The sequence below is a fragment of the Kitasatospora sp. NPDC001225 genome, assembly GCF_053597855.1.
Genome location: NZ_JBSFJC010000083.1, coordinates 15,264 through 39,874, shown reverse-complemented (window position 1 = coordinate 39,874; position 24,611 = coordinate 15,264). Strand labels below are relative to the sequence as shown.

At 73.7% G+C, this 24,611-nt stretch carries 20 protein-coding genes; 6 read left to right on the top strand and 14 right to left on the bottom strand.

All coding sequences use genetic code 11. From position 1 onward, the window contains the following. Nucleotides 1-198: 198 nt before the first annotated feature. From ACWDCZ_RS25780 to ACWDCZ_RS25765, 4 genes are read right to left on the bottom strand one after another with little or no spacing between them, the layout of a single operon-like run. Nucleotides 199-1,047, bottom strand: a complete 849-nt coding sequence (locus tag ACWDCZ_RS25780; RefSeq protein WP_449817078.1) for a class II fructose-bisphosphate aldolase — start codon at nucleotides 1,045-1,047, stop codon at nucleotides 199-201. Beyond that, nucleotides 1,038-1,979, bottom strand: a complete 942-nt coding sequence (locus ACWDCZ_RS25775) for a 1-phosphofructokinase family hexose kinase (protein WP_449817077.1) — start codon at nucleotides 1,977-1,979, stop codon at nucleotides 1,038-1,040. The genes ACWDCZ_RS25780 and ACWDCZ_RS25775 overlap by 10 nt, the downstream gene beginning before the upstream one ends. Beyond that, nucleotides 1,976-2,890 (bottom strand): ROK family protein, encoded by a 915-nt coding sequence (locus ACWDCZ_RS25770; protein WP_387969996.1) that lies wholly within the window; start codon nucleotides 2,888-2,890, stop codon nucleotides 1,976-1,978. The genes ACWDCZ_RS25775 and ACWDCZ_RS25770 overlap by 4 nt, the downstream gene beginning before the upstream one ends. Then, nucleotides 2,887-3,759 carry an SIS domain-containing protein gene (locus ACWDCZ_RS25765; protein WP_416875564.1) on the bottom strand — a complete coding sequence of 291 codons (873 nt, stop codon included), beginning with the start codon at nucleotides 3,757-3,759 and terminating at the stop codon, nucleotides 2,887-2,889. The genes ACWDCZ_RS25770 and ACWDCZ_RS25765 overlap by 4 nt, the downstream gene beginning before the upstream one ends. A 298-nt stretch (nucleotides 3,760-4,057) precedes the next feature. On the opposite strand from ACWDCZ_RS25765, the gene ACWDCZ_RS25760 reads away from it, so the two are divergent. Genes ACWDCZ_RS25760 through ACWDCZ_RS25750 form a run of 3 tightly spaced genes read left to right on the top strand, consistent with a single transcriptional unit; the run spans nucleotide 4,058 to nucleotide 7,171 of the window. Next, complete coding sequence (locus ACWDCZ_RS25760) at nucleotides 4,058-5,317, top strand: extracellular solute-binding protein (RefSeq protein ID WP_117486238.1); 1,260 nt, start codon at nucleotides 4,058-4,060, stop codon at nucleotides 5,315-5,317. Nucleotides 5,318-5,348: 31 nt separating this feature from the next. Then, nucleotides 5,349-6,329 carry a carbohydrate ABC transporter permease gene (locus tag ACWDCZ_RS25755; protein ID WP_449817076.1) on the top strand — a complete coding sequence of 327 codons (981 nt, stop codon included), beginning with the start codon at nucleotides 5,349-5,351 and terminating at the stop codon, nucleotides 6,327-6,329. Continuing rightward, entirely contained in the window at nucleotides 6,326-7,171 is an 846-nt protein-coding gene (locus tag ACWDCZ_RS25750) for a carbohydrate ABC transporter permease (protein ID WP_449817075.1), read from the top strand. Before ACWDCZ_RS25755 ends, ACWDCZ_RS25750 begins: the two co-directional genes overlap by 4 nt. Nucleotides 7,172-7,243: 72 nt before the next feature. Here the strand turns inward: ACWDCZ_RS25750 and ACWDCZ_RS25745 are convergent, their stop codons facing one another. Genes ACWDCZ_RS25745 through ACWDCZ_RS25700 form a run of 10 tightly spaced genes read right to left on the bottom strand, consistent with a single transcriptional unit; the run spans nucleotide 7,244 to nucleotide 15,210 of the window. Beyond that, nucleotides 7,244-8,422 (bottom strand): Glu/Leu/Phe/Val dehydrogenase dimerization domain-containing protein, encoded by a 1,179-nt coding sequence (locus ACWDCZ_RS25745; protein WP_449817074.1) that lies wholly within the window; start codon nucleotides 8,420-8,422, stop codon nucleotides 7,244-7,246. Then, entirely contained in the window at nucleotides 8,419-8,637 is a 219-nt protein-coding gene (locus ACWDCZ_RS25740; RefSeq protein ID WP_049650321.1) for an MbtH family protein, read from the bottom strand. Before ACWDCZ_RS25740 ends, ACWDCZ_RS25745 begins: the two co-directional genes overlap by 4 nt. A gap of 4 nt (nucleotides 8,638-8,641) precedes the next feature. Further along, nucleotides 8,642-9,388 carry an indole-3-glycerol-phosphate synthase gene (locus tag ACWDCZ_RS25735; protein ID WP_449817073.1) on the bottom strand — a complete coding sequence of 249 codons (747 nt, stop codon included), beginning with the start codon at nucleotides 9,386-9,388 and terminating at the stop codon, nucleotides 8,642-8,644. After that, nucleotides 9,385-10,077, bottom strand: a complete 693-nt coding sequence (locus tag ACWDCZ_RS25730; RefSeq protein WP_449817072.1) for a phosphoribosylanthranilate isomerase — start codon at nucleotides 10,075-10,077, stop codon at nucleotides 9,385-9,387. Before ACWDCZ_RS25730 ends, ACWDCZ_RS25735 begins: the two co-directional genes overlap by 4 nt. Before the next feature lie 6 nt (nucleotides 10,078-10,083). Next, the gene (locus tag ACWDCZ_RS25725; RefSeq protein ID WP_117486234.1) at nucleotides 10,084-11,223 is read right to left on the bottom strand and encodes an acyl-CoA dehydrogenase family protein; all 1,140 of its coding nucleotides are present in this window, start codon (nucleotides 11,221-11,223) and stop codon (nucleotides 10,084-10,086) included. Nucleotides 11,224-11,236: 13 nt separating this feature from the next. Beyond that, nucleotides 11,237-11,611, bottom strand: a complete 375-nt coding sequence (locus ACWDCZ_RS25720) for an ectoine synthase (protein WP_049650325.1) — start codon at nucleotides 11,609-11,611, stop codon at nucleotides 11,237-11,239. Then, on the bottom strand, nucleotides 11,608-12,426 hold the full coding sequence (gene trpA, locus ACWDCZ_RS25715; RefSeq protein ID WP_449817071.1) for a tryptophan synthase subunit alpha: 819 nt from the start codon (nucleotides 12,424-12,426) through the stop codon (nucleotides 11,608-11,610). Before trpA ends, ACWDCZ_RS25720 begins: the two co-directional genes overlap by 4 nt. Beyond that, entirely contained in the window at nucleotides 12,423-13,445 is a 1,023-nt protein-coding gene (locus ACWDCZ_RS25710; protein ID WP_449817070.1) for an anthranilate phosphoribosyltransferase, read from the bottom strand. The genes trpA and ACWDCZ_RS25710 overlap by 4 nt, the downstream gene beginning before the upstream one ends. A gap of 2 nt (nucleotides 13,446-13,447) precedes the next feature. Further along, entirely contained in the window at nucleotides 13,448-13,711 is a 264-nt protein-coding gene (locus ACWDCZ_RS25705; protein ID WP_074005830.1) for a phosphopantetheine-binding protein, read from the bottom strand. Next, nucleotides 13,708-15,210 carry an AMP-binding protein gene (locus ACWDCZ_RS25700; protein ID WP_449817069.1) on the bottom strand — a complete coding sequence of 501 codons (1,503 nt, stop codon included), beginning with the start codon at nucleotides 15,208-15,210 and terminating at the stop codon, nucleotides 13,708-13,710. Before ACWDCZ_RS25700 ends, ACWDCZ_RS25705 begins: the two co-directional genes overlap by 4 nt. Nucleotides 15,211-15,646: 436 nt before the next feature. On the opposite strand from ACWDCZ_RS25700, the gene ACWDCZ_RS25695 reads away from it, so the two are divergent. Genes ACWDCZ_RS25695 through ACWDCZ_RS25685 form a run of 3 tightly spaced genes read left to right on the top strand, consistent with a single transcriptional unit; the run spans nucleotide 15,647 to nucleotide 24,611 of the window. Next, nucleotides 15,647-17,350 (top strand): condensation domain-containing protein, encoded by a 1,704-nt coding sequence (locus ACWDCZ_RS25695; protein WP_449817068.1) that lies wholly within the window; start codon nucleotides 15,647-15,649, stop codon nucleotides 17,348-17,350. Continuing rightward, the gene (locus ACWDCZ_RS25690) at nucleotides 17,347-21,456 is read left to right on the top strand and encodes a non-ribosomal peptide synthetase (protein ID WP_449817067.1); all 4,110 of its coding nucleotides are present in this window, start codon (nucleotides 17,347-17,349) and stop codon (nucleotides 21,454-21,456) included. The genes ACWDCZ_RS25695 and ACWDCZ_RS25690 overlap by 4 nt, the downstream gene beginning before the upstream one ends. Further along, complete coding sequence (locus tag ACWDCZ_RS25685; protein ID WP_449817066.1) at nucleotides 21,453-24,611, top strand: amino acid adenylation domain-containing protein; 3,159 nt, start codon at nucleotides 21,453-21,455, stop codon at nucleotides 24,609-24,611. Before ACWDCZ_RS25690 ends, ACWDCZ_RS25685 begins: the two co-directional genes overlap by 4 nt.

The following is a 24,611-nucleotide window of genomic DNA, read 5'->3' as shown; positions in this document are numbered from 1 at the left end:
CCGACCTGGTCGTGGTCGACTCGGAGGGCTACGACCTGGTCGCGGTGATGCGCCGCGGCCGGTGGATCGTCGGCGGCGAGAGGTTCTCCACCGTCGAGCCCGCCTGAGCGACGCCGACGGCCGCCCTCCCCCACGCGGGGACGGGCGGCCGTGGTGTGTCGTGGTGGTCCCGGTCGGGCCGCGGGCGGTGGTGGTGGCTCAGGCCGCCGGTGCTGTCGCCTTGAGGACGCCGAGCAGCCGGGTGACCTCGGCGGCGACGGCCGCGCGGGCCGGCCCGAGGTAGCGGCGGGTGTCGACCAGCCGCGCGTCGTCGGCCAGGGCCCGGCGGACGGCGGTGCTGAACACCCGGTTGAGGTGGGTGGCGATGTTGACCTTCGTCATGCCGGCTTCCACGGCCGCGGTGAGGTCCCCGTCCGCCACACCCGAGGAGCCGTGCAGTACGAGCGGGACCGGCACCACCCGGCGCAACCGTCCGATGAGCTCGAAGTCGAGCGCCGCGTCGCGGGTGGGCATCGCGTGCGAGGTGCCGACGGCCACCGCGAGCGCGTCCACGCCGGCGGCGGCGACGAACGCCGCGGCCTCGGCCGGATCGGTGCGCACCCCCGGGGCGTGGACGCCGTCCTTGCCGCCGACCTCGCCCAGTTCGGCCTCCACCCAGACGCCCGCGGCGTGGCACCGGCGCACCACCTCGGCGGTGGCCCGCACGTTCTCCCCGTACGACAGCGCCGAAGCGTCGAACATCACCGAGGTGAAGCCCAACTCGACGGCTTGGCCGACGAGTTCCACGGAGGTGGCGTGGTCCAGGTGGACCGCGACCGGCACCCGCGCGGCCCGGGCGACGGCCAGCGTGGCGGCGCCGATCGGCCCGAGGGCGCCGTGGTAGCGCACGGCGTTCTCGCTGATCTGCAGGATCACCGGCGCACCGGCGGCCTCGGCCCCGGCGACGATCGCCTGGGCGTGCTCCAGCTGGATGACGTTGAAGGCGCCGACACCGCACGCGGCTTCGGCCGCGGCGGCGGCGATCGGGCCGGTTCCGCTCAGGGGCATGGGTCGGACTCCTCGGTGGCGAAGGGGTGGACGTCCACGCGGGACCGCAGGGCGTGGTGGAGGGCGGGGTCGAAGTCGCCGGCCAGCGGTGCGGCGACGGCGGCCGCGGACAGTGCCACGGCCTCGGCCAGCCGGTCGGGCCAGGGCTCACCGCGGACCAGGCCGAGGGTGAGCGCGGCGACCGCGGCGTCGCCCGCGCCGGTGGGGTTGCCGGCCAGGCGCTCGGGCGAGCGGGCGCGCCAACCGCCGTGCGGGGTGACGGCGACGAGGCCGTCGGCGCCGAGCGAGGCGACCACCGCACCGGCGCCCGCGGCCCGCAGCCTGCGGGCGGCGGCCACCGGATCGGCCAGGCCGGTGGCGGCGGTGAGTTCCTCCGCGTTCGGCTTGACCAGGGCCGGTCCGGCCGCCAACGCCGTGCTCAGCGCCGTCCCGTCGGCGTCGAGCACCGCCGGGACGCCGTGCGCGTGCGCGAGCCGGAGCAGGTGGGCGTAGGCGTCCTCGGGCACGCCGCGCGGCAGGCTGCCGGAGAGGACCGCCGCCGCGGCGTGCGGCAGCAGGGTGTCGAGATGGTCGAGGAACCGCGCCCATTCCCCGACGCCCACCACCGGGCCGGGTTCGAGCAGGATCGTGGTGTCCCCGGCGCCCTCCTCGACCACGGCCACCGTCCGCCGTGACTCGCCCGCGATCGCCAGCATGCGGTCGGCCAGGCCGGCGGACGCCAGTTCGGCGCGGATCGCCCGGCCGGTGAGGCCGCCGGTCAGGCCGGTGACCACGGTCGGGTGGCCGAGGGCGTGCAGGATCCGGGCGACGTTGACGCCCTTGCCGCCCGCGCGCTGGGCCACCGCCCGGACCCGGTTGCTGCCGTGCGGGCGCATCCGGTCCAGGTGGTGGGTGATGTCCAGGGCGGCGTTCAGGGTGACGGTGAGGATCACGCCGCCGCTCCCTCGCCCAGAAGGTCCCGCGCGAGCAGTCCGGCACCGAAACAGCCCGCCTCGTGGCCGAGTTCGGCGGGCAGGAGCTCGGGCATCGTCTGGAAGGAGAGCCGCGCCGTCAGAGCCGCCCGCAGTGGCGCGAAGTACGGCTCGCCCGCCCGGGCGAGGCCGCCGCCGATCACGATCCGCTCGGGGTCGAGCAGTGTGATCGCGCTCGCCAGGCCGTCGGCGAGCGCGTCGACGGCCTCCCGCCAGACGGTGGCGGCCGTGCGGTCCCCGGTCGCGGCGCGCCTGCCGACCTGCTCGGCGGTGACGCCCGCCTCCCCGGTGGCGGCGGTGTAGCGGCGGGCGACGGCGGCCGCCGAGGCGAGGGTCTCCACGCAACCGCGACGGCCGCAGGCGCACGGCTCGCCGCCGGGACGCACCACCAGGTGGCCCAGCTCGCCGGCCCGGGTGTGGCTGCCGGTGAGCGGCCGCCCGTCGACCATCAGCGCGGCGGCGATCCCGGTGCCGACGGGTACGAAGAGGAAGTCGCGGCTGCCGCGGCCGGCGCCGGCCCTGGCCTCGGCGATGCCCCCGGCCCGCACGTCGTGCCCGAACGCGACCGGGATGCCCAGGTGTTCGGACAGCAGCTGCCGGACGGGCAGGTCCCGCCAGCCGAGGTTGGCGGCCAGCACCGCGGTGCCGGCCGCCTCGTCGACGATGCCGGGCACGGCGATCCCCGCGGCGGCCGGGCGGAAGCGCCCGGCGAGTTCGGCGGCGCGGTCGAGGACGGTCTGGAGGACGGCCTCCGGCCCGCGTTCGGCGCGGGTGAACCAGCGCTCGGTGTGGCGGAGGCGGCCGTCCGCGGCCACCGCCGCGCCCTTGATGTGGGTTCCGCCGACGTCGAGGGCGATCGCCGTCGCGGTCACGGCCGGGTGAGCACGATGGAGCGGGTGAGGTTGCGCGGCTGGTCGGGGTCCAGGCCGCGGCCCTTGGCCAGTTCGACGGCGAGCCGCTGGGCGCGGATCAGGTCGGCCATCGGGTCCAGCGCGCTCACCGACAGCACGGCGCCGGTCGGCTCGACCTGGTCGACCAGCCCGGTCGGCGGCTCGCCGAAGAACCACACCACGCTGCCGCGGCCGGTGACGCTGATCGGGCCGTGCCGGTACTCCATGGCCGGGTAGGACTCGGTCCACGACCCGGAGGCCTCGCGCAGCTTGAGGGCCGCCTCGTGGGCCAGGCCGACCGTCCAGCCGGTCCCGAGGAAGGTGAACTGGCCCGCCTCGGTGGCCCGTTCGGGCAGCGGGGCGGCCAGCGCCCGCTCGGCGTGGGCGGCCAGGTCGGCGGGGGCGAGCCCGAGGCGGCCGCGCAGCAGCGCCAGCGCGGTGGTGGCGAAGCGGGTCTGCACCACCGACTTCTCGTCGGCGAACTCCAGGTCGACCACGGTGCCGGCGGCCGTGCCGATCGGGGTGGCGAGGTCGCCGGTGAGCGCGACGGTCGGCGTCCCGCCGCAGCGCTGCAGCGCGGCGAGCACCTCGGTCGTGGTTCCCGAGCGGGTGATGGCGACGACGCGGTCGTAGGCCCGGGCCGCCGGGAACTCGGAGGCCGCGAAGGCGTCGGTCTCACCGAGGCCGGCACCCTCGCGGAGGCCCGCGTACGCCTGCGCGATGTAGAGCGAGGTGCCGCAGCCGATCACGGCCACCCGTTCGCCGTGCTCGGGCAGTCCTGCGGGCTCCAGTTCCAGTGCCCTGCGCCAGCACTCCGGCTGGCTGGCGATCTCCCGTTCGACGTGACTCATCTGGCTCTCCTCGGTGGGGGCACGGGCGGCGCGCTCGGGGACAGGTCCGCACCGAGCGCCGCTTTCTGCTGCAAGCATCTGCTTGAAACTGCTCTATTCATAGCCCAACGCGTCATCTGTGAGCAATACTGATCCACCGAGTGCCTTGTGGCACCCGGCCGGCGAGGCAAACTCAGTTCGGCGTATCTGCTCGATGTTGAGCAAACAGTGGTCATGCAGCGCAGCTTCGTGCAGGTCGCACCATCCCCCACCCGGGCCACCGCGGGGTCGGCCCCCACTCGCAAAGGCGGTACCAGAGATGAAGCGGCGCCTTTTCGCCCTGTCCGCGGCCACCCTGGCCGGAACGCTCGCACTGTCCGGATGCGGCAAGGGCTCGGCCTCCGGTTCGACCTCCGCCGACGGGGTGACGACGATCAGGTTCGTCGCCGCCGACTACGGTTCCAACGGCCAGAACCCGAGTCAGGCGTACTGGCAGGGCGTGATCTCGGCCTTCGAGCAGCAGAACCCCGAGATCAAGGTCGACCTCCAGGTCATCAACTGGAACGACATCGACACCCAGGTCAAGACGATGGTGCAGAACGGCAACCAGCCGGACGTCCTGCAGACCGGCGGCTACGCGGACTTCGCCAAGAACGGCCAGCTCTACCCGGCCCAGGAGGTCCTCTCCGGCAGCACCGCGGCGGACCTACTCCCCGCGATGGCGCAGGCCGGCGAGCAGGACGGCACCCGGTACGGCATCCCGTTCATCTCCAGCGCCCGGATGTTCCTGTTCAACAACGAGCTCTTCAGGAAGGCCGGCCTCGACCCGGCCGCCCCGCCCAGGACCTGGGCCGACCTCACCACCGCCGCCACCGCGCTGAAGAACGCCGGCGTGGAGATCCCGCTCGGCGTGCCGCTGGGCAAGGAGGAGGCGCAGGGCGAGTCGTTCATCTGGATGCTGGAGAACCACGGCGGCTACCAGGACGCCAAGGGCCGGTACAGCATCAACTCGCAGGCCAACGTCGACACCTTCGGGCAGCTCAAGAGCTGGGTGGACGCCGGCCTGACCGAGCAGAGCCCGGCCTCCGTCAACCGCACCGACCTGGCCAAGGATTTCGCCTCCGGCAAGGTCGGCATGCTCAACGGCATCCCCACCCAGCTGAACGACCTCAAGGGCATGGACGTCACCTGGACCGCGATGCCCAGCAAGGACGGCACCGGAAAGGCCACCCTCGGCGTCGCCGACTGGATGATGGCCTTCAGGAAGGGCGGCCACAAGGAACAGATCAAGGCCTTCCTCGACTTCGCCTACGGCCGGGACAACGCGGTGAGGTTCGACAAGGAGTACAGCCTGCTGCCGGTCACCCGGTCCGCGCTCACCGCGCTCCAGGCCGACCCGGACGAGCAGGCCCTGGCACCGTTCCTGCGGATCCTGCCCACCGCCACGTTCTACCCCCTCAGCGACCCGACCTGGCCTGCGGTCTCCGCGCAGATCAAGACGCAGATCGGCAGCGCGGTCAGCGACCCGAAGAAGACCCTCGACGCGCTCCAGAAGGCCGCGCAGCAGGCCGGTGAGTGACCCGGACGAGCGAACAAGGAATCCCGACACCGTGTCATCCCCCAGCAGCACAGACGCCCGGCCCGGCGAACCCGCCCGGCCGGCCGCGCCGCCGAAGCGTCCGTCGGCCCCGGGCCCGGGCCCCGCACCCGGGCGCCGTGCCCTGTTCGAACGGCTCGGGCCACTGCCGTGGCTGGCCCCGGCCATCGTGCTCATCCTCGGCGTGGTCGTGTGGCCGGTCGTCGAGATGGTCGCCACCTCACTGCGGAAGATCGACACCACCGGCACCGACCACGGCCCGGCCGGCCTGGTCAAGTACCGCAAGCTCTTCGGAGACCCCCGCCTGGCCGGAGTGCTGACCTGGACCGTCGTCTGGACGGTCGTCGTCGTCGGCCTGACCATGCTGATCTCGCTCGCGCTGGCGCAGTTGTTCAACCGGAACTTCCCCGGCCGTCGCGTCACCCGCTGGGCGCTCGTCGCGCCCTGGGCCGCCTCCGTACTGATGACCGCGATCGGCTTCCGCTGGATGCTCGACCAGGTCGCCGGCGTGTTCAACCGGCTGCTGCTCGACCTCGGCCTGATCGACCGCTCCCAGGCCTGGCTCGGCGACGCCGCCCACGCGAAGCCCTGGCTGGCGCTCGTCGCCGTCTTCGTCTCACTGCCGTTCACCACCTACACCCTGCTGGCCGGCCTGCAGACCATCCCCGAGGAGGTCCACGAGGCCGCCAGGGTCGACGGCGCCACGCCCTGGCAGACCTACCGCAAGGTCACCCTGCCGCTGCTGCGCCCGGCCTTCCTGGTCGGTCTGGTGATCAACCTGATCAACGTCTTCAACTCCTTCCCGGTCATCTGGGGCATGACCCAGGGCGGCCCGAACGCCGACACCGCCACCACCACCGTGTTCATGTACATGTTGCGCGGCTACGACGTCGCCGAGTCCGCCGCGATGTCCGTGGTCAACTTCGTCGTCGTGGTCCTCATGGTGGCCGTCTTCCTCAAGGTCAGCCGCTGGAACGAGGAGGAGGGCCGATGATCACCCTGCAGTCGCCGGCGAAGCACCGCCCGCGCGCACGGACCGTCCTGCTCACCGCGCTGGCCTGGGCGCTCGCCGCGCTCTTCGTGCTCCCGTACGTCGAGATGCTGATCACCGGCGGACGCCCGGCCGGCCAGCTGCGGGACAACTCCTACCTGCCGACGCACTTCGACTTCTCCGCCTTCACCAGGGTCTGGACGGACACCACGCTCGGCCAGAACCTGCGGACCACCCTGCTGGTGGCCGGAGGCTCGACGCTGCTGGTGCTGCTGGTCGCCCTGCCCGCCGCGTACTACACCGCCCGGGTGCGCTTCCGCGGCCGCAAGGCCTTCCTGCTGCTGGTGCTGGTCACCCAGATGTTCCAGCCCACCGCCCTTCAGGTCGGCCTCTACCGGGAGTTCTTCGCACTGGACCTGCTGGACACCCCGATCGTCCTGGTGCTCGCCAACGCCGCCTTCAACCTGGCCTTCGCGATCTGGATCCTGAGCGCCTACATCGGCTCCATACCCAGGGAACTGGAGGAAGCCGCGATGATCGACGGCAACGGTCGCATGGGCGCGCTGTTCCGCGTCACCCTGCCGCTGGCGCTGCCCGGCGTGGTCACCGCCGTGATCTTCACGTTCATCTCGGCCTGGAACGAGTTCATCATGGGCCTGACCCTCACCAACTCGCCCGACCGGCAGCCGCTCACGGTCGGCATCAACAACATGATCGGCGCCTACAGCGTGCAGTGGAACTACGTGTTCGCCGCCTCGCTGGTGGCCATCGTGCCGGTCGTCGTGCTGTTCGCGGTGATCGAGCGCCACGTCGTCTCCGGGCTCACCGCAGGCTCGGTCAAGTAGCCGGCGCGCCGCGCCGCCCCGCCGCGAGGCAGCGTTCCGCGGGGCGGCGCGGGGGCGCGTCCGTCGGCCCGGTCACCGGTCGGCCGGGGCCTCCGATCGGGCGGCGCCGGGCGGGGTCGCGCGCGAGCCGAGGAGCTGGGCGACCGGGTCGGCGCTGCCCGAGGCGCTCAGCTCCTGCACCAGCTCGCAGTTCCTGGCGACCCGGCCGGCGACCCAGTCGCGCAGCCACCCGGACAGCTTGGGGAGCGGCAGGTCGGACGGGGCCAGCCCGGTGAGCACGCACCCGGTCGCCGCCGCCCCGCCGACGTTGACCACCACGTCCGGCAGGACGGTGTGGCCGGCTTCGCGCAGCAGTCGGCGGGCCGGTTCGGTGCAGCTCAGGTTTCCGCCCTCGACCACCAGGCGGGCCCGGACCGCCGGCACCGCCTCCTCGTCGACCGCGGCGGGGGAGGCCGCCAGCACCAGCACGTCGGCGTCGACGTGCAGCCACGCCTGCCCGGGCCCGTGGACGGTGACCCGGGCGGGCAGCCGGCTCCGGTCGATCGTGCCGTCGCCGCTGGTGAGCGCGGTGAGTTCGGCGACGGGCAGTCCGCGCTGGTCCTCGACGGTGCCCAGGACGTCGGCCACCGCCACCACCAGGTGGCCGTGGGCGGCCAGGTGGTCGGCCACCGCGCGCCCGACGGTGCCGAAGCCCTGGATCGCGACGCGCTGCGGGGTCCGCGCACTGGAGGCGCGCAGGGCGCCGAGCACCGCGACGGCCACGCCGAACCCGGTGATGTCGGCCATGTGGTCCCACAGTTCGGCCCAGCCGACGGTGAGGCGGGTGGTGCCGGGGCGGCGGGTGACGTCGTACCCGGCGGCCTCGAAGGCCTGCCGCCGGTCGGCGTAGGTGGTGCCCTGGTCGCAGCCCAGGTACACCCCGCCGTGCAGCAGCGGGGCCGCGGCGCGGCCGAACTCCCGCATCACCGCCCGCCGTTCGACGGCGGCGCCGGGATCGGGGGCGATGCCGGCCTTGGCGCCGCCGATGGGCAGGCCGACCAGCGCCAGCTTGTGGGTCATCGCCCGGGCGAGCCCGGCCAGCTCCCGCTCGGTCACCGTCGGGGTCATCCTGGTGCCGCCCATGGCCAGGCCGTCGACCATGGAGTCGACGACGACCCAGCCCCGGGCCCGGCACTCCGGGAGGTTCAGGGTGGTGGAGAGCACGGGCCCGGTCGCGGGGCGGGCACCGTGCGGCGCGAGCGTCCGGCTCACTGCGCACCACCCTCCTCCGGGACAGAGCGCAGGCGCAGGCTGCGGGGGCGCATGTCGGTCCAGACGCGTTCGATGTGCGCGAGGCAGTCGTCCTTCGCGCCCCGGACGCCGTCCTCGTGCCAGCCCGCCGGCGTCTCGCGGTCGGCGGACCAGATCGAGTACTGCTCCTCGTCGTTGACGACGACCTTCCACTGCTCGGGTGCTTCGCTGGTCATGCCGTTACCTCCGGATGTCGATGGTTGGGGGTGGAGCCGGTTCGTGGCGAGGGCCGACGCGGGTGCCACGGTGGGCGTCGAGGCCGTCCAGCCAGGCCGGCAGGCTGGGGGCGCGCAGGAGGCCCGTCCCGACGAGCACACCGGCGAAGCCCTCCTGGAGCAGGCGGGCCGCGTCCTCGGGGGAGCGGACGGCCCCGGCGCTCACCGGGCACCGGGTGCCGCTGCCCAGCACCGCGGGCAGGAGCGCCGAGCTCCGCCCGAGGTCGCCGGCGCCGCGTTCGCGGTCGCCGATGTCCTTGTTGTTCACCGCGATCACGCACTCCTCGGCGCGTGGCACGCGGTTGATCTCCTCCTCGGTGACGACCTCGACGAACGGCGTCAGGCCCAGGCTCAGGCCGAGTTCGACCAGGTGGCCCAGGGTGGCGCGCGGCAGCAGCGCGGCGGTGAGCAGCACCGCGGACGCGCCGCTCTCGCGGGCCTGGTGCAGCTGGCTCCGGCGGGTGATGAAGTCCTTCTGCAGCACGGGCAGGTCCGTCGCCGCCACGACCTCGCGCAGCAGTTCCGGGGTGCCGCCGAACCACCGCCCGGTCACCACGGACAGGCAGGGTGCGCCGACCTCCTGGTAGTCGGCGACCAGCCGGGCGGCCGACCTGTCGCCGAACAGGTCCTGCCCGGCGGCGTCCTGGCGCTTGAGCTCCATGATCACCGGTCGGCGGGCGTCCAGCAGCGCCTCGATGAACGCCGCCGTCATCCGGGCCTCCCGGCCGCCCCGGCGCCGTCCGGCGCCCGCCAGCCGCGCCGTACGGCCGTGACCCGCTCGGTGCTCAGCCGTCCGTCGGGGTCCCTGGCCGCGGTGTCCACGTCGATGCCCAGGAAGAGGGGGTGGTCCAGCACCGCCCGGTAGGCCTCCCGGTTGTCGGCCGAGAGGCCGCCGGCCAGCAGGAAGGGGCGCGAGAGGCGGTCCGCGATCCCGAGGACGGCCGCGCAGTCGGCCGGTTGCCCGGTGCTGCCGATCCGGCCGTCCCCGGCCACCGCGTCCAGCAGGAAGACGTCCGTTCCCGCCCGCTCGTACGCCGGGATCAGGGACCGCTCCGCGCGGGTGTCCGCACCGAGGTGCAGCACCTTGACCACGATGAGGTCCGTGCTGCCCTTGAGGGCGCGGACCAGGCCCGGCGGCTGGTAGCCGTGCAGTTGGACCCACGGCACCCGGGCCGCGGCCGTCGCCGCGCGCAGCGCCTCGGCGTCGTTGAGGAAGGTCACGAGGACCGGTCGCAGTCGCGCGGTTCGATGGACAGCGTCGGCCGCCACACTGAGTTGATGGAGCGTCAGGTCGGCATGACCCCTCGGGACGCCGTGCCACAGGCCGACGAGGTCGGCGCCGGCCCGGTCGAGCGAGGCCACGTCCTCGGCCGAGGCGGCTCCGCAGATCTTGAGCAGCATCGGGCGTCACAGCCCCAGCATGGCGGCGACGCGGTTGCGCTGGATCTCCGACGTGCCCGAGTAGATCGGGCCGGCGACCGCGTCGCGCAGGTCCTTCTCCAGCCCGTACTCGGCCAGGTAGCCGCTGCCGCCGAAGATCTGCACGGCGGCCAGGGCGGAGGAGAGGTTGCTCTCGCTGGCGAGGAGCTTGCTGACGGCGATGTCCCGCGTGACGTTCTCGCCCCGGGTCAGCCGGACGGCCGTGTCGTAGAGCCACTTCCGCGCGGTGTCCAGGCCGATGCTCATCTCCACGAGCTTGTGGGAGATCGACTGGTACGAGCCGATCGGACTGCCGAACTGGACGCGTTCCTTGGCGTACTCGACGCAGCGGTCGAGCCGGTGGCGCATCTGCCCGGTGCTGATGACGAAGGAGCAGAGGATCTCCCACTTCATCACGTGGTCCAGGACCAGGAACCCGGAGCCGACCCGGCCGATCACGGCGGACGCGGGGATCCGGCAGTCGTCGAAGTGCAGTTCGCTCAGCGGCGCGGTCCGCAGCCCCATGGTGGCGACGGGCGGCCCGATGACGAGCCCCGGGGTGTCCCGCTCCACGACGAAGGCGGTGATGCTGAGCGGGCCGCTGCTCGGATGGGTGCGCGCGTACACCACGAACACGTCGGCCACCGGGCCGTTGGTGATGAAGGACTTGCCGCCCCGCAGGACGAAGTCGTCGCCCTCGCGGGTGGCCGTGGTCCTCATCGCCAGCGCGTCGGAGCCGCTCTCGGTCTCGCTGATCGCGTGCGCGCCGATCGTCTCTCCCGAGCAGATCCCCGGCAGGTGGCGCGCCTTGAGCTCCGGCGAGCCGAACCGTTGCAGCGGGACCCCGACGCCGACCAGGTGGGTGGCGACCGAGAAGTTCAGTCCGCCGTCACGGCACCCGGTGCCGAGCCGTTCGAGCACGTGCATGGTGGTGAGCAGGTCCTGGCCCAGCCCGCCCCACTGCTCGTCGAACGGCAGGCCGAGGATCCCGGACCTCTGGATCAGCTTCCACTTGTCCCACGGGAAGGCGCCTTCGGCGTCCCCTTCGAGATGGCCGGAGCTGAGCTCCTCGCACCACTGGGCGATCCCCTCGCCCAGGGCGAGCTGGTCGGCGTTCCACCTGATCATCTGTCCGTCCCTGTCAGTACTCGGAGAAGTCGGCCGAGTCCAGGTTGTGGCGCTCGTCGCCGCGCAACGCGGGCGAGAACACGCACACCAGGCGGAGGTCCTCCTCCGGGCTCGCGATCAGGAAGTGGGCGTCGTTGCGGTCGAGCGCGTACAGCGTGCCCGGCTCCAGCGGGTGGGAGGTGCCGTCGGTGTCCACGACCTCGCCCTTCCCCTCGATGCAGTAGCAGGCCTCCAGGTGGCGGCGGTACTCCAGCCGCGACTTGGTGCCGGCCCGGACGGTGGTGTCCGTCATCGTGTAGCCGAGGCCGTCGGACTCGAGCAGGAACCTGCGGCTGAGCCCGTTGCCCCAGTCCACGGTCTTCACGTCGGCAAGGTGTCGGACGATCATCGGTGTGCCTCCTGGCGGCTTGGTGAGTACGGCGAAACGGTCTGGATGAAGGTGTGGAACTCCTCGACCACGTCGGCCCCTTCGGCGAGGGCGTGCTCGATCCGGGCGACCCCGGCGCTGCCCACGACCGCGGCGTCGGCGCCGAGGCCGTGCAGCAGGTCGATGTCCGCCCGGGAGCGGACGCCGAACCCGACGGCGATCGGTGCGGTGGTCCTCGTCCGCAGCGCGGCCAGCGCGGCGGCCAGCTCCCGGTGGTCGGCGGTGAGCCCGCCGCCGCTGCGGCCGTAGTGGGCCACCAGGTACAGGTACGCGGTGGCGCAGTCGGCTGCCGCGGCCCGCACCTCGGGCGACGACGCGGCGTAGCAGGTGGCGACCAGGGGCAGCCCGGCCTCGCGCACCGCGTCGAGGCAGTCGGCCCGCAGCCGCGGCGGCAGTCCGTGGACCAGCAGCCCGTGGACGCCCGCGTCGGCGACCCGCCGGACGAAGCCGGGTACGGTCGGGGCCCTGACCGTGTGGCTCCAGTCGGCCAGCAGGGCCACCCGCAGGTGGCGCAGCCCGGGCAGGACCCCGGCGAGGAAGTCGAGCACCTCGTCGAGTCCGACGCCGTCGGCCAGGGCCCGCTGCGCCGAACGGCGGATGACGGGCCCGTCGGTGACCGAGTTCGGGAAGGGCACCGCCAGCTCCAGGCAGTCCACCCGGCAGTCGTCGAGCATCCGCATCACGTCGGCCAGGACGGGCAGCGGGGGGTCCCCGGCGTTGAGGAACACGGCCAGGCCGGGCCGGCCCGGTGGCCGGCGGGCGAAGAACCCGCTCACCGCGCACGCGCCGGTCGGGTGCGGAGGCGGTCGACGAGGTCGCGGGCGGCGCCGCCGCGCAGGGCGTCCTCGGCCGCCCGGATCGCCGACGGCCACCCGTCGATCAGCCCGCTCGCGACGGCCAGTGCGGCGGCGTTCAGGCAGACGGTCCGGGTGGCGAGCGCCGTCCCCGCTCCGGAGAGCACGCCGAGGAAGTGCTCGACCACGTCTTCTCCTCCGGTGGCGGGCCGCAGTTCGGCGATCGTGTCGGTCGCGCTCGCGGGAGCCTCGGCCGGCAGGTGGATCGGGTCGGTGCCGTCATTGGGGAGGAGGACGTTGTCGACGGAGCCGACGAGCTCGTCGATGCCCAGCTCGTTGGAGCAGAGCCAGATCCTCCGGTCGGTGACGGTGGCGGCGACTTGGCCCAGCGCCGGCAGCAGTGAACGGTCCGAGACGCCGACGAGCTGGGCGGAGACCGGCACCGCGGCCAGGAAGGGCCCGACGGAGTTGATGAACCCGCCGATCATCCGCAGGTCCATCGGCACGATGCTCCGGGCCAGCAGCGCCACCTCCCGGGGGTAGACGAAGTTCCCCGGGAAAGCGATGCCGAAGCGTTCCAGCTGCTCCTCGGTCCGCTCGTACGAGGTGGTCCGTCCGATGCCGAGACGGTCGAGCAGGTCGTGGGAGCCGCAGGTACCCGTGTAGGCGCGGGAGCCCGTCTTGACGACGCGGACGCCCAGGGCCGCGGCGAGGAACGCCGCCGCGGTGGAGATGTTGAACGTGGCCGGCCCGCCTCCGGTGCCGACGATGTTGGCCGTGCCGTCCAGCCGCGCGGCGACGGCCGGCCGCCGCTCGTCCAGCGAGCGGAGCATGGCGACCAGCGTGTCCCGGTCGGGCATCCGGGTGGACAGCGAGGACAGCAGCGCCACCGTCTCGCCGGGCCGCAGGGCGCCGTCCCGCAGCTGGTCCCAGAAGGACCCCCACAGCTCCTGGTCGACGGCGCGGTCCCGGCGGATCAGCGCTCGCAGCACCTCGTGCATGACTAGAGGGCGTCCGTCCGCTGCGGCTGGGCCTGGTCGATGAACCTGCTGATCGAGCCGACGGAGCGGAAGCTGTCCGGGTCGAGGTCGAACTCCTCGACGCGCACGTCGAAGCGGTCCTCCAGCCAGGCGATCGTCTTGAGCAGGCCGAGGCTGTCGATGACCCCGCCGTCCACGAGGTCGTAGTCGGCGTCCAGCTCGTTCGGGCCGACGTCGGGCAGGAACTCCTCGATGATGAACTGGGTGACTACCGCGGCGTGGTTCACGTGGCCGTTCCTTCGGTGGGCTGGGAGGGGGAGCAGTCGCGCTCGACGGGCGCGCGGTCGATCTTTCCGGTGGACGTCCTGGGCAGCGGGTCGTCCACGATCCGCAGGGTCGAGGGGACGGCGGTGAGCGGGAGGCGCTGCGCGCAGTGCCGGCGCAGCGCCAGCGAGTTCAGCCGGCTGTCCGGGGCGCGGCGGACCAGGCCGCGCAGCAGGCGGCCGGCCACCGGGTCGGGTACGGCCACCACGGCCGCCTCGACGACCTCGGGGTGGTCGAGCAGCACCTGTTCGACCTCGTGGGTGTTGACCCGGGTGCCGCGGACCTTGACCTGGTGGTCGTTGCGGCCTTCCAGGGTGACGCGGCCGTCCTCGTCGCGCCGGACGAGGTCGCCGCTGCGGAAGTAGCGCCGGGTCTCCCCGTCGTGGTGGTGGGTCGCGAACCTGCCGGAGTCCTGGCTCCGGTCCAGGTAGCCGTCGGTCTGGAAGGGCGTCGCGACGTGGAGTTCGCCGGTGCCCGGCCCGGTGACGATCCTGCCGTCATCACCGACGATCACCGCGTGGACTCCGGGCAGCGGGCGCCCGATCGGCACCGGGCCGTCCGGCGGCTCGGTGCCGTCGACCTCGTGCAGGAAGCTGTCGTTGGTCTCGGTGCAGCCGTAGACGTTGTGGAGCCGCGCGCCGGGGAACAGGCGCGGAAGTTCGGCCAGGCAGCGGGCGGGCAGGCTGTCGCCGGTGAAGACGACGTGCTCGACGGTGTCGAGCCGGCGGCCGCTCTGCGCGGTCGCGTCGACCAGCAGTTGGTAGAACATCGGTACCGCCTGGACGAGTTGGACCTCGTGGCGGGAGAGCAGGTCCAGCAGGTGGCCCGGCTGGGTGGCCCGGGCCGGATCGACCAGGACGACGCGGCCGCCGTGCTTGAGCGTGGCCCAGATGTCCAGCAGGCACAGGTCGAAGGTGAGCGGCGCGTAGTTGAGGACCGTCGTTCCCCGGCGGATGCCGAACCGCTCGCCGGCCCAGGTGGTGAAGCGGTCCACCGCGCCCGTGCTCAGCGGCACGATCTTCGGCTGCCCGGTGGAACCGGAGGTGGTGAACATGAAGGAGACGTCGGCGGGTTCCGTGGCGCGTGGCGGCTTCGGTTCGGCCGGTCGCTCCCGGGCGTCCGGACCGGGGTCCTCCGGTGAGAGGACGTGCCGGATGCCGGCCCGCTCGGCCGGCGCGTGGGCGGTCCCGCCTTCCGGTACGGGCGCCGGCAGCAGCAGGAAGCGCCGCCCTTCCAGCAGGCAGGCGAGCACCAGGGCGATCGTCGAGGGCGACTTGGCGGCCGGGATGCCGATCGGCTCGTCGCCGTCCGGGGCGAGCCGGGCGATCCGCAGGCGCTCCCGCTCCGCCGCCCGGTGGAGTTCGCGGTAGGTCGTCTCCTCCCCGTGCCACACCAGGGCCGGATCACCGGGGTGGTCGGTGGCGTGCGAGACGAATGAACCCACCAGGTTCTGCTGCATCATGACTTCTCCGAGTTCATGCAACGGGGTGGGCTCTATGGACAACGGATGAGTTCATGCAACGGGTTCACCGATCTTTTTCGGAACAATGAAGGGCCGACACGAAAGGGGCCCGTCCGGCCGCCTTCCCGGCGAAAGAAGAATTATCACGTGGCGCTCGTCCACGGAAGTGGTGTGCTCGATCTCCACCATGACGGCACGTCAGGGAGGGTGTGGAGGTCGGGCGCGCGGATGCTAGCCGTCGAGCGTGTTCAATCTACATAAGGATTAGCGGGGTCTGGCGTAAAGATTGTCCTGATGCCTTCGACCCCCTTCTCTGTCTTGCGGAGTGAGACGGGAGCTGCCTAGTATCCGCCGTACTGTTCGCGAAGAAGCGAATCGGCGAGGGGATTTCCGGGGTGCTTTAGCGCTCCCGATCGCCGTGAAAGGTGGATCCGTCATGCCTGGCTCCGATCGGAGCGCGCACGCTCCGACCCAGTTGTCCTTCGCCCAGCAACGGCTGTGGTTCCTCGACCGGCTGCGGCCGGGCCTGCCGGACCACAACGTCCCGACCGCGGTCCGCCTGCGTGGCCGGCTGGACCAGGAGGCGCTCGTCCGGGCGCTGACCGACGTCGTGCGGCGCCACGAGGTGTTGCGCGGCAGGATCGCCGACTCCGAGGACGGCCCGTGCCACGTCACGGAGCCGGTCGGGACCTTCGTGCCGACGATCACCGACCTGGCGCACACCCCGGCGGAGCAGGCCTGGCGGCGGGCCCGGGAGCTGGTGGCCGCCGACCTGGCGGCCCCCTTCGACCTCGGCGCCGCCCCGATGCTGCGGGCCCGACTGATCCGCGTCGCCCCCGACGACCACCTGCTGGTCCTGGTGATCCATCACATCGCCTGCGACGGCTGGTCGCTGCCGGTGCTGTGGCAGGAGTTCTCCGCCGGGTACGGCGCCGCCGTCGACGGCCGGCCGATCGCCCTGCCGGACCTGCCCGTCCAGTACGCCGACTTCGCGCACTGGCAGCGGAACCACCTGGCCGGACCCGCGCTGCAAGGTCAACTCGACTACTGGCGCGAGCACTTGGCCGACCTGGTCCCTTCGGTGCTCCCGACGGACCGGGAGCGCCCCGCGGCGTGGTCCGGTCGGGGCGACCAGGTCGAGATCGAGATCCCGGCGGAACTCGCCGACCGGATCCGCGCACTGGGGCGTACCCACGAGGTGACGCCGTTCATGACGCTGCTGGCCGCCTTCCAGGTCCTGCTCGCGCGCTGCACGGGACAGGCCGATGTGACGGTGGGCACCCCGATCTCCGGGCGGACCCGGATCGAGGTGGAGCCGCTGGTCGGCTTCTTCGTCAACACCCTCGTCCTGCGCACCGATCTGTCCGGCGACCCCGGCTTCACCGACGTGCTCGCCCGGGTGCGGCGGTGCGCGGTGGAGGCCTACGCCCACCAGGACGTGCCGTTCGAGCGGCTGGTGCAGGAGCTGCGGCCCGAGCGCGACCTCGGCCAGCACCCGCTGGTCACCGTCATGTTCCAGCTGGAGGATCCGCCCGCGCTCCCGTCCGGCCTCCCTGGGCTGAAAGTGAGCAGCCATCAGATACCCAATGACGTCGCCAAGTTCGACATCGAGGTCTCCCTGACGGACCTCGGCGACCGCCTCACCGGCGTCGTCCGCTACGCCGCCGACCTCTTCGAGCGCGACACGGTGCGGCAGCTCGCCGAGGGCTTCACAGCGCTGCTCGACCATCTCGTCGGCGCTCCCGAACGGCCGATCTCGGCCTGGCAGACCCCGCCCGGCCTCCGCGTGGGCGCCTCTGCTCCCACCGTGCACCCCGCGGCCGTGCGGCCCGACGCCTCCCAGGCCGGCGCCGCCGAGACCGAGACCGAACTCCTCGTGCTGGAGACCTGGGCCGAGGTGCTCGGAGTCACCCCGGACGGCGTGCACAGCGACTTCTTCGAACTGGGCGGCCATTCGCTGCTCGCCTCGAAGGTCATGTCCCGGCTCGGCCGGGCGCTCGACCTCGAACTGCCGGTCGTCCTGCTCTTCTACCACCCGACCGTCGCCGAACTCGCCGACGGCATCGACGCGGCGCTGCTGGCGGACCTCGGCGAAGCCGAGGCGGAACCGCTCCCCGCCGGAAAGGCCCGTCACCCGTGAAGGCACAGCACAGTCGACCCGAGTCCGGCCAGCCGACCGCTTCCACGCGGGCCGGCCTACGCGCCCTGCTCGACCAACGCGTCCGCGCGGCCCGGACCAGGGCCGCCGAGGGCGAGCCAGAGGCCGCGGTCCCGCCCCGCCCGGAGGGCGCGCGGGTGCCGTCGTTCACCCAGGAACGCATGTGGCTGATCGAGCGGCTGTCCGACGGCCCCGCGCTGTACAACGTCCACGAGGTCTTCCGGCTGCGCGGCCCGCTGGACCTGGCCGCCCTCGGCCACGGCCTCACCGACCTGGTGCGGCGCCACGAAGTCCTGCGCACCGCCTTCCCCGAGGAGGACGGCCGCCCCGTCCCCTCGGTGGAGCCGACCCGGCCGATCGACCTGCCCGTCACGGACCTGCGGACCGAGCCCGCGGAACGCCGGACGGAACTCGCCCTCGACCTCGTCCACTCCGAGATCCTGCGCCCCTTCGACCTGGCCGCCGCCCCGCTGCTGCGCGCGTCGCTGCTGCGGGTCGACGAGGACGAGCACCTCCTGGTGGTGGTCGTCCACCACATCGCGGTCGACGGCTGGTCGATGCCGCTGCTGTGGGACGACCTGTCGGCGATGTACCGGAGCCGGCTGGAAGGCCGCGAGCACGAGCTGCCGCCCTTGCGGATCCAGTACGCGGACTTCGCCCACTGGCAGCGGGCCCGGCTCTCCGGCGACCGCCTGAAGAGCCAACTGGACTACTGGAGCGCACAGTTGTCCGGGCTGTCGCCGCTGGACCTGCCCACCGACCGTCCGCGCGGACCGGTCCGCGCGGGCCGGGGCGAGCGGATCACCTTCACGGTGCCCGAGGAACTGGCCGAGCGGCTGCGGCTGCTGGGCCGGCGGCACGGCGCGACGATGTTCATGACGCTGCTGGCCGGGTTCCAGGCCCTGCTCGCCCGCTACAGCGGGCAGTCCGACGTGGCGGTCGGCACGCCGGTCGCGGGCCGCACCCGGCCGGAACTCGACCCGCTGGTGGGCTCGTTCATCAACACCGTGGTCCTGCGCACCGACCTCGCGGACGACCCGGGCTTCGCCGAGCTGCTCGACCGGGTCCGCCGGACCGCCCTGGACGCCTACGCGCACCAGGACGTGCCGTTCGAGCGGCTGGTGCAGGAGCTGCGGCCGGCCCGCGGCCTCGACCGCAACCCGCTGTTCCAGGTGATGGTCGCGGGCCTGTCCGACCCGACCGCCTCCCTCCGGCTGGCCGGGACGGAGGTCGAACAGCTGGAGGTCGACAACGGCACGGCCAAGGTCGACCTCAGCCTGGTGATCGCCGACCGGCCGAGCGGCCCGGACGGCACGGCAGGCACGACCGGCACGACCGGCACGACCGGCACGACCGGCACCGTGGCCTTCGACACCGCGCTGTTCGACCGCGCGAGCGTGGAGCGCCTGGTCGGCCACTACCTCCGGCTGCTGGACGCCGCGGCCGACGACCCCGACCGTCCCGTCTCCCGCCTGGACCTGCTCACCGAGGCCGAGCGCGAGGCGCTGCTGGTGGCCGCCAACGCCACCGACGAACCCTTCCCCGCCGAGCTCTGCGTGCACGAGCTGGTGGAGGAGCGGGCCCGGCTGACCCCCGACGCGGTGGCGGTCCGCTGCGGAAGCGAGCGACTGACCTACCGGGAGCTCGACGGCCGGGCCAACCGGTTGGCCCGGCTCCTGCGAGCCCGGGGAGCCCGGCCGGAACGCCTGGTCGGTGTCTGCCTGCCGCGCTCGGCGGAGCTGGTCGTGGCCCTGCTGGCCGTCCTCAAGTCGGGCGCCGCCTACCTGCCGCTGGACCCGGACCTCCCGGCCCAGCGGATGTCGTTCATGCTCGCCGACGCCGACGTGCCGCTGCTGCTCACCCGGCGCTCCCTGGCCGACCGGCTGCCGGAGCACGGCGCCGAGACGGTGTGGCTGGACGCCGAGGCCCCGCTCGTCGCGGCCCTGTCCGAGGACCGGCTGCCGCCGCTCGCGACGCCCGCCGACCTGGCGTACTCGATCTACACCTCCGGTTCGACCGGCCGCCCCAAGGCCGTGCTGGTCCCGCACGAGGGCGTGGTCAACTACCTGGTGGTCCGCGGTCGCCAGCTGGACCTCGACGGGTCCGACGTCGTCGCCTCGGTGGCCTCGATCTCCTTCGACGTCATCGTCCCCCAGGTGCTCATGCCGCTGGCCTGGGGCGCGAGCGTGGTGATCGCCCCGTCGGAGGTCGCGGTCGACGGCCCGCGCCTGACGGAGATGATGCGCGAGTTCGGCGTCACCACGCTCATGGCCACCCCGGCCACCTGGCTCCTGCTGCTGGACGGCGGCTGGCAGGGCGGCCGGTTCCAGGCGATCTGCGTGGGCGAACCGCTCCAGCCCGCCCTGGCCCGGCGGCTCCTCGACCGGGTCTCCACGCTGTGGAACGGCTACGGTCCCACCGAGGCGTCCGTCGGCTGCGTCACCCGGCGGGTGGACGCCGACCGGGACCTGGCCCGGCCGGGCGGGTCCGTGCCGATCGGCCGGCCGCTCGGCAACCTCCGGATCTACCTGCTGGACCCGGCCGGCGCCCCGGTGCCCGTCGGCGTCCCGGGGGAGATCCACATCGGCGGGGTCGGCGTCACCCGCGGGTACGCCAACCGGCCGGGGCTGACCGCCGAGCGCTTCGTGCCCGACCCGTTCGGCGCGGCCGGCGGCCGGCTGTACCGGACCGGCGACCTGGCGCGGTACCTGCCGGACGGCAGCCTGCTCTTCCTCGGCCGCACCGACGAGCAGGTGAAGATCCGCGGGTACCGCATCGAGCTGGGTGAGATCGAGGCCGCGCTGTGCGCGCAGCCCGGTGTCGCCAGGGCCGCGGTGACGGTGCGCGGCGGCGGGACGGACGCCGAACTGGCCGGCTACCTGGTGTGGCAGGACGGGCCGGGTGACCTGGCGGCCGTGCGGCGCTCCCTGCGCGAGACCCTGCCCGAGTTCATGGTGCCCACGACGCTGACCGCGCTCGACCGGATCCCCCTGACCACCAACGGCAAGGTGGACCGCGGGGCCTTGCCCGAGCCCGCCCGCCACGACCACGGGGCCGGTGCGCTCCCGCCACGGGACCTGCCGGAACTCCTGATGACCAGGATCTGGGAGCGCGTGCTGGGCACCCCGCGGGTCGGCGTCCGGGACGACTTCTTCGCGCTGGGCGGGCACTCCCTGAGGGCGGTCGAGCTGGTGGAGGCCGTCCGGCGGGAGTGGGGGGTGACCGTGCCGCTGAACACGGTGTTCCGCCACCCCACCGTCGAGGGGCTGTGCGCGGAACTGCCCAACGCGGCGCGGGCCCTGCGCCGGCTGGTCGTTCCGCTGGCCGAGGGGGACCGCCGCCGGGCGCCGCTGATCCTGGTGCACCCGCAGAGCGGCGACGTGTGCTCCTTCCTCCACCTGGCCGGACAGCTCACCGAGCGGCTCGCCGAATCCCCTCTGGGCGGCCGGCCCGTCTACGGCCTGGAGGCCGTCGGCTACAACACCGACGAGCCGCCCCTGGCCACCGTCGAGGAGCAGGCGCGGCGCTACCTGCGGGAGCTGCGGTCCGTCCTGCCCGACGGCCCGTACCTGCTGGCCGGCTGGTCCTTCGGCGGGCTGGTCGCCTTCGAGCTGGCCCGCCTGCTGGAGGAGCAGGGGAACCCCCCGGGGTTCCTCGGGATCATCGACGTCGGCGCGCCCGCGTCCACCGGTGAAGCCGCCGACAGGGAAGGCGGGGACCTCCACGAGCTCGACGAGGAGGCCGCCCTCGCCCTGCTGCTCCACGACGCGGACGGCCGCGAGCACCTTCCCGAGGGGGTGCGCACCGAACAACTGCGGCGCATGGCACGGGTGTTCACCGCCAACGGCGCCGCCGCCCGGCGCTACCGGTCGACGGCACGGCTGCGGACACCGATCCACCTGTTCACCAGCGCCGAGACCCACCCCGAACTCGGCGGCCCGGTCGTGCTCCCCGCCCGGTGGCGGGACCGTACCCGGGGGGCGTTGAGCGTGGTCGAGGTCCCCGGCAACCACCACGACATGCTGTCGCCGCCGCACGTCGCCCGCTTCGCCGACGCGCTGTCGGCCGTCCTGGAGGAGCTCGGATGAGCGACGAGAAGGAGCTGCCGCTGTCGTCGGCGCAGTCCGGCATCTGGTTCGCCCACCACCTGCGCCCCGGCAGCCCCGCCTACAACACCGGCGAGTACGTGGACATCCCCGGGCCGATCGACCCGGAGCTGTTCGAGACGGCCGTACGGCGCGTGGTGGACGAGACCGAGTCCCTGCGCGTCCGCCTCACCGACGGCGCCGACGGCCCCCGGCAGGTCGTCACCGCGTCGCCCGACTGGACGATGCACCACGTCGACCTCACCTCGGCACCGGACCCGCTGGGGGAGGCCGAGCGCTGGATGCGCGCCGACCTGTCCACCCCGCTCGGGCTCACCCGGGACCCGCTGTTCCGCCAGGCCCTGTTCGCCGTCGCACCGGACCGCTTCCTCTGGTACCAGCGCGTCCACCACATCGTGGTCGACGGCTTCAGCATGTCGCTCATCGCCCGCCGCGTCGCCAAGACCTACACCGGACTGGTCGGGGGCCGGGCCGGGGCAGGGCCGGCCTTCGGGCCGCTGAGCGCCCTGCTGGCGCACGACGCCGCCTACCACGCCTCCGAACAGCCCGAGCGGGACCGGGAGTTCTGGGCGTCCCGGCTGGCCGGACGACCGGACCCGGTCAGCCTCGCCAGCCGCTCGGCGCCCGCCTCGGACGGCTTCCTGCGCCGCACCGGCAGCCTCGACGCGCCCACCCTGGCCGCGCTGCGGCGGACCGCGCGACCCGCCGGGGCGAGCTGGCCCACCGCCTTCACCGCCGCGGTCGCCGCGTACCTCCACCGCCTCAGCGGCGAACGGGACATCGTGCTCAGCATGCCGGTGACCGGGCGCACCGGCTCCGCCGCGCCGGCCGTCCCCGGCATGGTGGCGAACGTGGTGCCGCTGCGGCTGCGCGTCCACCCCGAGCAGAGCCTGTCCGCGCTCGCGCGACAGGTGGCCGAGGAGGTCGCCGCCCAGCGCGGGCACCAGCGCCACCGCAGCGAGGACCTGCGCAGGGAACTGGACCCGGCCCGGTCGGAGCGGGTCCTGTTCGGGCCCGTCGTCAACATCATGTCCTTCTACTACCACCTGGACTTCGCGGGCGTCCGGGCCACCGTGCACAACCTGTCCAACGGGCCGGTCGAGGACCTCTCCTTCTCCGTCTACGACCGCTCCGACGGCACCGAGCCCCGGCTCGACCTCGACGCCAACCCCGCGCTCTACACCGAGGCCGAACTCACCGCCCACCAGCAGCGGTTCCGCCGCTTCCTGGACGCGGTGGCCGCCGACCCGGACCGGCCGATCGGCCGGCCCGACCTCCTCACCCCCGAGGAACGGCACCGGACCGTCGTCGCCGTCAACCGCACCACGCGGCCCCTGCCGCACCCGACGGTGCCGTCGGCCTTCGCGGCCGAGGTCGCGCGCACCCCCGACGCGCCCGCCGTGGTGTGCGGCGAAACCACCCTGTCCTACGCGGAGTTGAACGCCCGGGCCAACCGGCTGGCCCACCGGCTCATCGCCCTCGGCGTCCGCTGCGACAGCACGGTGGCCGTGCTCATGGAACGCTCCGTCGACGTGGTGGTGGCGGTCCTGGCGGTCGGCAAGGCCGGCGGCGCCTACGTACCCCTGGACACCCGGGCCCCGGCGGCCCGCCTGCGCCGCGTCCTGGACGACACCGGGGCGGCGGTGCTGCTCACCCACCGGGCCACCCGGGAGCACGCGCCGTCCCTCGGCACCCCCGGTGTCGTCGTCGACGCCGACCCCGGCCTCGCCGACCAGCCGGCCACCGACCCCGTCGTGCCGCTGCGCCGGGACCACCTGGCCTGCGTCCTGTACACCTCGGGCTCCACGGGCACGCCGAAGGGCGTGGCCCTGAGCCACCGCAACGTCATCAGCCTGACCGCGCAGAGCTGTTGGCGCGAGGAGGACGGCCCGCGCGTGCTCGCGCACTCCCCGCACGCCTTCGACGCCTCGACCTACGAGTGGTGGGTGCCGCTGCTCAACGGCGGCCGGGTCGTCGTGGCCCCGCCCGGCGAGCTGGCGCTCGCGGACCTCCACCGGCAGATCGTCGACCACCGGGTCGGCGCGCTCTGGCTGACGGCCGGGCTGTTCCGGGTGTTCGCCGAGGAGTCCCCGGGCACGCTGGCCGGGGTCGGCCAGGTGTGGACCGGCGGCGACATCGTGCCGGCCGACGCGGTGCGGCGCGTCCTGGACCGCTGCCCGGACTCCGTGGTGGTCGCCGGGTACGGCCCGACCGAGGCCACCACGTTCACCACCCGCCGGGTGCTCCGCCCCGGCCAGGCCGTGCCCGACGTCGTCCCCCTCGGCCGGCCGGTGGACAACCGGCGGGTGTACGTCCTGGACGAGGCGCTGTCCCCGGTGCCGCCGGGGGTGGCCGGCGTGCTGTACGTCGCCGGCGCGGGCGTGGCGCGCGGGTACCTGAACGACCCCCGCCGGACGGCCGCCCAGTTCGTGCCGTGCCCGTTCGGCGAACCGGGCGAGCGGATGTACCGCACGGGCGACGTGGTCCGCTGGAACGCCGAGGGGGAGCTGGAGTTCCTCGGCCGCGCGGACGAACAGGTCAAGCTCCACGGCTTCCGCATCGAACTCGGCGAGATCGAGGCGGTCCTGGCCGGGCACCCCGCCGTCGCCCAGGCGACCGTGGTCGCCGGCCCGGGCGCCTCCTCCGGCCGGCGTCTGATCGGCTACGTCGTCCCGGCCGGGGCCCCGGGGCCCGACCCGGCGCTCGACCCGGCCTCGGTGCGGGAGCACGCCGCCGCGGCGCTGCCGGACTACATGGTGCCCTCGGCGATCGTCGTGCTCGACGCCTTCCCCCTGACGCCCAGGGGGAAGATCGACCGGGCCGCGCTGCCCGTCCCCGACCCCGAGCCGGCACCGTCCGGGCCCGGGCCGCGCACCCCGGCGGAGCGGACGATGTGCGCGCTGTTCGCCGAGGTGCTCGGCCGGCCCGAGGTGGGCGTCGACGACGGCTTCTTCGCGCTCGGCGGCAACTCCCTGCTCGCGACCCGGCTGGTCAACCGGGTGCGGGTGCGGTTCGGCCGGGACCTCACCCTCGGCGCCCTGTTCCAGACGCCCACCCCGGCGCGCCTGGTCGAAGCCCTGGAGGAGGCCCCGGACGCCGCGGCCGTACCCGTCCTCTCACCCCGTACCCGACCCTGA

Excerpts from the sequence above, each read along its gene's own strand:
- ACWDCZ_RS25780 (WP_449817078.1), bottom strand. The coding sequence starts at position 1,047 with ATGCCCCTGAGCGGAACCGGCCCGATCGCCGCCGCCGCGGCCGAAGCC.
- ACWDCZ_RS25765 (WP_416875564.1), bottom strand. The coding sequence starts at position 3,759 with ATGAGTCACGTCGAACGGGAGATCGCCAGCCAGCCGGAGTGCTGGCGC.
- ACWDCZ_RS25760 (WP_117486238.1), top strand. The coding sequence starts at position 4,058 with ATGAAGCGGCGCCTTTTCGCCCTGTCCGCGGCCACCCTGGCCGGAACG.
- ACWDCZ_RS25750 (WP_449817075.1), top strand. The coding sequence starts at position 6,326 with ATGATCACCCTGCAGTCGCCGGCGAAGCACCGCCCGCGCGCACGGACC.
- ACWDCZ_RS25740 (WP_049650321.1), bottom strand. The coding sequence starts at position 8,637 with ATGACCAGCGAAGCACCCGAGCAGTGGAAGGTCGTCGTCAACGACGAG.
- ACWDCZ_RS25735 (WP_449817073.1), bottom strand. The coding sequence starts at position 9,388 with ATGACGGCGGCGTTCATCGAGGCGCTGCTGGACGCCCGCCGACCGGTG.
- ACWDCZ_RS25730 (WP_449817072.1), bottom strand. The coding sequence starts at position 10,077 with ATGCTGCTCAAGATCTGCGGAGCCGCCTCGGCCGAGGACGTGGCCTCG.
- ACWDCZ_RS25725 (WP_117486234.1), bottom strand. The coding sequence starts at position 11,223 with ATGATCAGGTGGAACGCCGACCAGCTCGCCCTGGGCGAGGGGATCGCC.
- ACWDCZ_RS25720 (WP_049650325.1), bottom strand. The coding sequence starts at position 11,611 with ATGATCGTCCGACACCTTGCCGACGTGAAGACCGTGGACTGGGGCAAC.
- ACWDCZ_RS25710 (WP_449817070.1), bottom strand. The coding sequence starts at position 13,445 with ATGCACGAGGTGCTGCGAGCGCTGATCCGCCGGGACCGCGCCGTCGAC.
- ACWDCZ_RS25700 (WP_449817069.1), bottom strand. The coding sequence starts at position 15,210 with ATGATGCAGCAGAACCTGGTGGGTTCATTCGTCTCGCACGCCACCGAC.
- ACWDCZ_RS25695 (WP_449817068.1), top strand. The coding sequence starts at position 15,647 with ATGCCTGGCTCCGATCGGAGCGCGCACGCTCCGACCCAGTTGTCCTTC.
- ACWDCZ_RS25685 (WP_449817066.1), top strand. The coding sequence starts at position 21,453 with ATGAGCGACGAGAAGGAGCTGCCGCTGTCGTCGGCGCAGTCCGGCATC.